The organism is Thermodesulfitimonas sp. (assembly GCF_052743955.1).
On the sequence record NZ_JBRAIN010000025.1, the window covers coordinates 1 to 5060 of the forward strand.

Below are 5060 nucleotides of genomic sequence, written 5' to 3' on the forward strand. Positions count from 1 at the left end.
CCCGGGTTACCGGCTTGAAAGACCGGTGTCTTAGTCCACTTGACCATGGGGCCACTCCAAACTGCTACAGCAGCTTTTATTTTACCCGGAGCGCATGCTGTTTGTCAACCCGGCGGCAGATTTTTTCGCGTAGATACGGTAGCTAGCGCCTTTCCCACGCCTAAAACTTTAAAAAACACTACTACAGATAATCGTTTCTTCCCGACGGACTCCCACTCCGATAAGTGCTACCGGTACCCTCGCTAGGGCTTCAATCCGTTCGATATACCGGCGAGCGTTCACCGGAAGATCCGCAAGCCGCCGCGCTCCTGAGATATCTTCGTCCCATCCTGGCAGCTCTTCGTAGACCGGCTCGCACGCGGTTAGGACGTCCAGGCTAGCCGGAAAATTGGTAATCTCTTCGCCCCGGTAGCGGTAAGCCCGGCAGATCTTAAGTACCGGGATGCCCGTGAGGACGTCGAGCTTTGTAAGACAAAGGTAATCTAGCCCGTTCACCCGTACCGCGTAACGGGCGATCACCGCGTCAAACCAGCCACACCGGCGTGGCCGCCCCGTAGTTGTACCAAACTCGCGGCCCCGGGTACGGATTTCCTCTCCCAGCCGGTCTTTAAGCTCCGTTGGGAAGGGGCCTTCTCCTACCCGCGTTGTATAAGCTTTAGCAATCCCGATAACGCAGTTGATCACGCGCGGTCCGATCCCGGCGCCGGTACAGACACCTCCAGCCGTGGGATTCGAAGAGGTAACGTAAGGATAAGTCCCGTGGTCGATATCGAGTAGGGTTCCCTGCGCTCCTTCGAAGAGAACCTTTCGGCCCGCGCTAATCGCCTCGTGCAATATCACGCCGGTATCGACCACGTACTCCCGCAGAAACGCGGCGTAATCCCGGTAGGTCTCGTAAAGCGCCGCAAAGGAAACCGTCTCCGTACCGTACACCCGCTCAAAGAGAGCGTTCTTCAGGGCAATATTCTCCTCGAGCCGGCACCGGAGAATCTCGGGGTTAATAAGGTCAATCATCCGCAAACCCGTACGCGCCATCTTATCCATATAGGCTGGCCCGATGCCTCGCCCGGTGGTGCCGATACGCCCGTTCCCTTTCCATACTTCTTGCGCAGCGTCTAACATCCGGTGGTAGGGTAGGATAACGTGCGCTCGCTCACTAATGAGCAGGCGTGCCATCTTTACCCCGCGCCGCCTTAGTTCCTCGATCTCACCGATTAGCACTGCCGGGTCGATTACCACACCGTTACCAATAATGCAGGTTTTTTCAGGATAGAGGATCCCGGAGGGTAGAAGGTGGAGACGGAACTCTTCCTCCCCCACTACTACCGTATGTCCTGCGTTATTGCCGCCCTGGTACCGCACGATGATATCCGCCTGCGCCGCCAGAAAATCCGTAACCTTACCCTTTCCTTCGTCACCCCACTGGGCTCCCACCAAAGCTACTACAGGCAAAGTCTACCTACCCCCAAGCCGGTTCAAGATTTCGCGTGCCACCACCACTCCTGAAGCGGAGGCCTGCACCAGCCCCCGCGTTACGCCAGCTCCGTCACCCGCCGCAAAAAGGTTTTTTACCCGTGTTTCAAGGCCCGGACCAAGGCTCAGGCGCGAGGAGTAAAATTTAACCTCCGCGCCGTAAAGGAGGGTGTCTCGCGCATACACACCGGGCACTACTTTATCGAAAGCCTGAAGCATCTCGACGATTCCTACTAGATGCCGGTAGGGAAGGACTAAACTTAGATCCCCCGGCGTTGCCTCTTTCAGGGTGGGCCGGACCAGACCCTTGGCTAGCCGTTCTGGGTTCGTCCGCCGCCCAGCACAAAGATCCCCCAACCGCTGCACGATTACACTGTTACCAAGTAGGTTTGCCAGGCTAGCAATGTGGCGCCCGTAAGCAATCGGCTCCTTGAAAGGCTCAGTAAAGGTTTTACTAACCAGTACCGCGAAGTTAGTGTTGGCAGTTTTCCGGTAGGCGTGGGTATGGCCATTCACCGTAACCACACCGTCGTTATTCTCCATAACCACTTCCCCGCCCGGATTCATGCAGAAAGTGCGGACTTTATCCTCGAAAGTTTTAGAATAGTAGATCGCTTTAACCTCGTAAAAGCGATTGGTTAGTGGCTCGAGGACCGCTGCCGGGACCTCAACCCGCACGCCGATATCAACCGGGTTCACCGCCATCTCCAACCGCAACCGCTTTGCCTCCTGGCGGAGCCAGGCAGCACCCTCCCGCCCGGGAGCCACAACCACTACCCGTCCGCGCAGCAACGTACCATCTGCCACTTTCACTCCGTACACGCAACCTTTTTCGGCCAAAATCGCCGTAGCCGGACAGTTCATGCGAATCTCGACCTGCGGCGCGAGATATTCTTCCATCCGCCGCAATACCTCGGCGCAACGTCCGGTACCCAGGTGTCTAATCGGTACCGGAACAATCCTGAACCCGGCAAAGACCGCACGCCGTACGAGATCCGCATATTCGTCGTCGTCGGTAGAGCCATAAACCGCTGCTGGCGCGCCGAAATCCCGGTAGATCTCGTCTACATAGGTTATAAGCTCTTCCAGGCGGTCTTGCCCGATATATTCCCCTAGATAGCCCCCTACCTCTGGTGAAAGCGTAAGCTTACCGTCGCTAAAGGCCCCCGCCCCTCCCCATCCGGAAAGAGTTGCGCAAGGGCTACAGTGACGGCAAACCCCACCATTTGCTTTGGCCAGGCAAAGGCGTTCCTTTAGATCTTTGCCTTTATCAAGTATAACCACCTTTAAATCCGGCCGTTTCTTCACCAGTTCAAGGGCGGTAAAAATTCCCGCCGGACCAGCACCGACGATAATAACATCGTAGATCTTTTCCGTAAGACCTCTTCCCCCTTACGCCGTTAAAACCGAGGCTTAAACCTCGAAGAGTATATTAAAAACCGCGCCGCCTGTCAACTTCTCCGCCAAAAGCTGCTCCGGTATGCCGGTACCAACCGACAGCTCCTCTAACCACTCCTTTATAGATCTAGATCCCGCGCGAGGTTAACGAAGCAGGTGAATTCCCGCAAGAAAGCCAGCTCTACCGTTCCGACGGGGCCGTTACGTTGTTTGGCCACAATAATCTCTGCAATCCCCTTCTTTTCCGTCTCCGGACGGTAGTATTCTTCCCGGTAGATGAACATGATCACGTCAGCATCCTGTTCTAGCGCCCCCGATTCCCGGAGGTCAGACATCACAGGCTTCTTATCCTGTCGCTGCTCAACCGCCCGGCTAAGCTGGGAGAGAGCGAGCACCGGGATATTGAGTTCCTTGGCCAACCCTTTAAGAGACCGGGAAATATCCGCAATCTCCTGTTGACGGTTTTCCACCCGCCGGTGCGATTGCATCAGCTGGAGATAGTCTATGATCAGAAGTGAGAGGCCGTGCTCGGCTTTAAGCCGTTTTGCCCTAGCGCGCATCTCGCGCACGCTAAGGCCTGGCGTATCATCGATAAATATCGCCGCCTGTGCGATCCGTGCCGCCGCTTCACTCAGCTTTTGCCAGTCTTCCTCTTCCAGGTCCGCCGTCCGCACACGCCGGTAGTCTACTTTCGCCTCTGCGGTAAGGAGCCGCTGGACGAGTTGTTCTTTAGACATTTCAAGGCTAAAAAAGCCAACCGGAACCCCGCGCTTGGCCACATTCAGGGCGATAGAAAGCGCCAGCGAGGTTTTTCCCATGCTCGGCCGCGCCGCCAGGATGATCAGGTCTTGGGGCCAGAGGCCGCTAAGCAAACGGTCTACGTCGACGAACCCTGTTGGCAGACCAAGCATTTCACCCCGCGCCTGGTAAACCGCTTCAATATGGCGTAAGGCCTGATCCAATATCTGCGCCAGGGGGGTAAAGGTCGAACCACCCCGCTCCTGGGCGAGTTCCATGATCATCCGTTCCGCTTCGCCCAGGAGTTGGCGCGGGTCAGACCCGTACTCGTAGCCCATATCCCGGATACGGGTCGCCGCCTGGATAAGCGTCCGTAAGAGAGCTTTTTCCGCCACCAGTCGCGCGTAATGTTCCACATGTGCCGCTGCAGGAACAGCATCGGCCAGGGCCACTACGTAGCTGGCCCCACCTACCCGGTCAAGGTTGCCGCTACGCTTGAGTTCCTCGGTAACGGTAATGATATCGATCGGTGCCCCGGCGTCATTAAGCGCCAGCATCGCTTCGTAAATGAGCCGGTGTGGTTCCTGGTAAAAATCGCCAGGCCTAACGAGGTCGATAACGCGGTGAATTATTTCCGGGTCTAAGAAAATAGCCCCCAGGACGGCCTGCTCTGCATCTATGTTCTGGGGCGGCTGCCGTTCGAGGGACTCCGTGGCCATTATCGCTCACCTCTTATTCCGGCCGCACCGCCACCCGCACAGTAACGCTAATACCCGGCGCAAGCTTTACGGTTACCGGGTAGGTACCCAGCTCTTTAAGCGGTACCGGAAGCGCAATCTGCTTCTTGTCGATGGCAATCCCGCATTCCCGCTCCAGCGCCACGGCGATATCCTTAGCGGTAACGGCACCAAAAAGGCGCCCTCCTTCGCCTACTTTCGCCCGCACCGGAATCGTCCGGTCTTTCAGCGTAACAGCTACCCTTTCCGCCCGCCGTTGCATCTCTTCCTGTTTTTTTTCCCGCTGTTGGCGAACCCGCTTTAGCTCTTCAAGCTTTCCCGGCGAAACGGGTTCTGCCAGTTTCCGCGGGATCAGGTAGTTGCGGGCGTAACCTTCCGCCACCGATACCACTTCGCCCGCCTTACCAAGGGAGGGAACATCTTTTAAAAGAACCACCTGCACTATAATTACCTCCTGCAAAGGTCCGGCGCCCGGAAAGCCGCCAACTTGTAGGTGCTATAAGGTTCTACGCGGCGCGTTAAAATCCTGCTGTCCCGTATGCGCTCCCCAGCACTCAGACTACCTGAGTGCTGGGCGGTCCCCGCGAAAAAATTAAGCCCGCCGCACCGGCATTCGGACGGCAGGCTTTTGTCACCACCGAAGGGGTAATTCCTATCTACACCGAAGGGGTAATTCCTATCTACTCGCTTACAAAGGGAAGCAGCGCCATAATG

4 protein-coding genes are annotated in these 5060 nt (G+C 56.6%); all 4 read right to left on the bottom strand.

Features of this window, described 5'->3' with window-relative positions; genetic code table 11:
- Positions 1-168 precede the first annotated feature (168 nt).
- A complete protein-coding gene (locus ACUVTA_RS03315; RefSeq protein WP_445951562.1) occupies positions 169-1452 on the bottom strand; it encodes an adenylosuccinate synthase in 1284 nt (427 codons plus the stop codon).
- A gap of 3 nt (positions 1453-1455) precedes the next feature.
- Positions 1456-2841: an NAD(P)/FAD-dependent oxidoreductase gene (locus ACUVTA_RS03320; RefSeq protein WP_445951584.1), complete on the bottom strand. Its 1386-nt coding sequence runs from the start codon at positions 2839-2841 to the stop codon at positions 1456-1458.
- A gap of 149 nt (positions 2842-2990) precedes the next feature.
- Positions 2991-4328, bottom strand: coding sequence for a replicative DNA helicase (gene dnaB, locus ACUVTA_RS03325; RefSeq protein WP_445951563.1), 1338 nt, complete (start codon positions 4326-4328; stop codon positions 2991-2993).
- A 13-nt stretch (positions 4329-4341) separates the two neighbouring features.
- On the bottom strand, positions 4342-4788 hold the full coding sequence (rplI, locus tag ACUVTA_RS03330) for a 50S ribosomal protein L9 (protein WP_445951564.1): 447 nt from the start codon (positions 4786-4788) through the stop codon (positions 4342-4344).
- Positions 4789-5060 lie beyond the last annotated feature (272 nt).

Bases quoted from the DNA above. Each gene is read 5' to 3' on its own strand.
- dnaB (WP_445951563.1), bottom strand. From the start codon at position 4,328: ATGGCCACGGAGTCCCTCGAACGGCAGCCGCCCCAGAACATAGATGCA.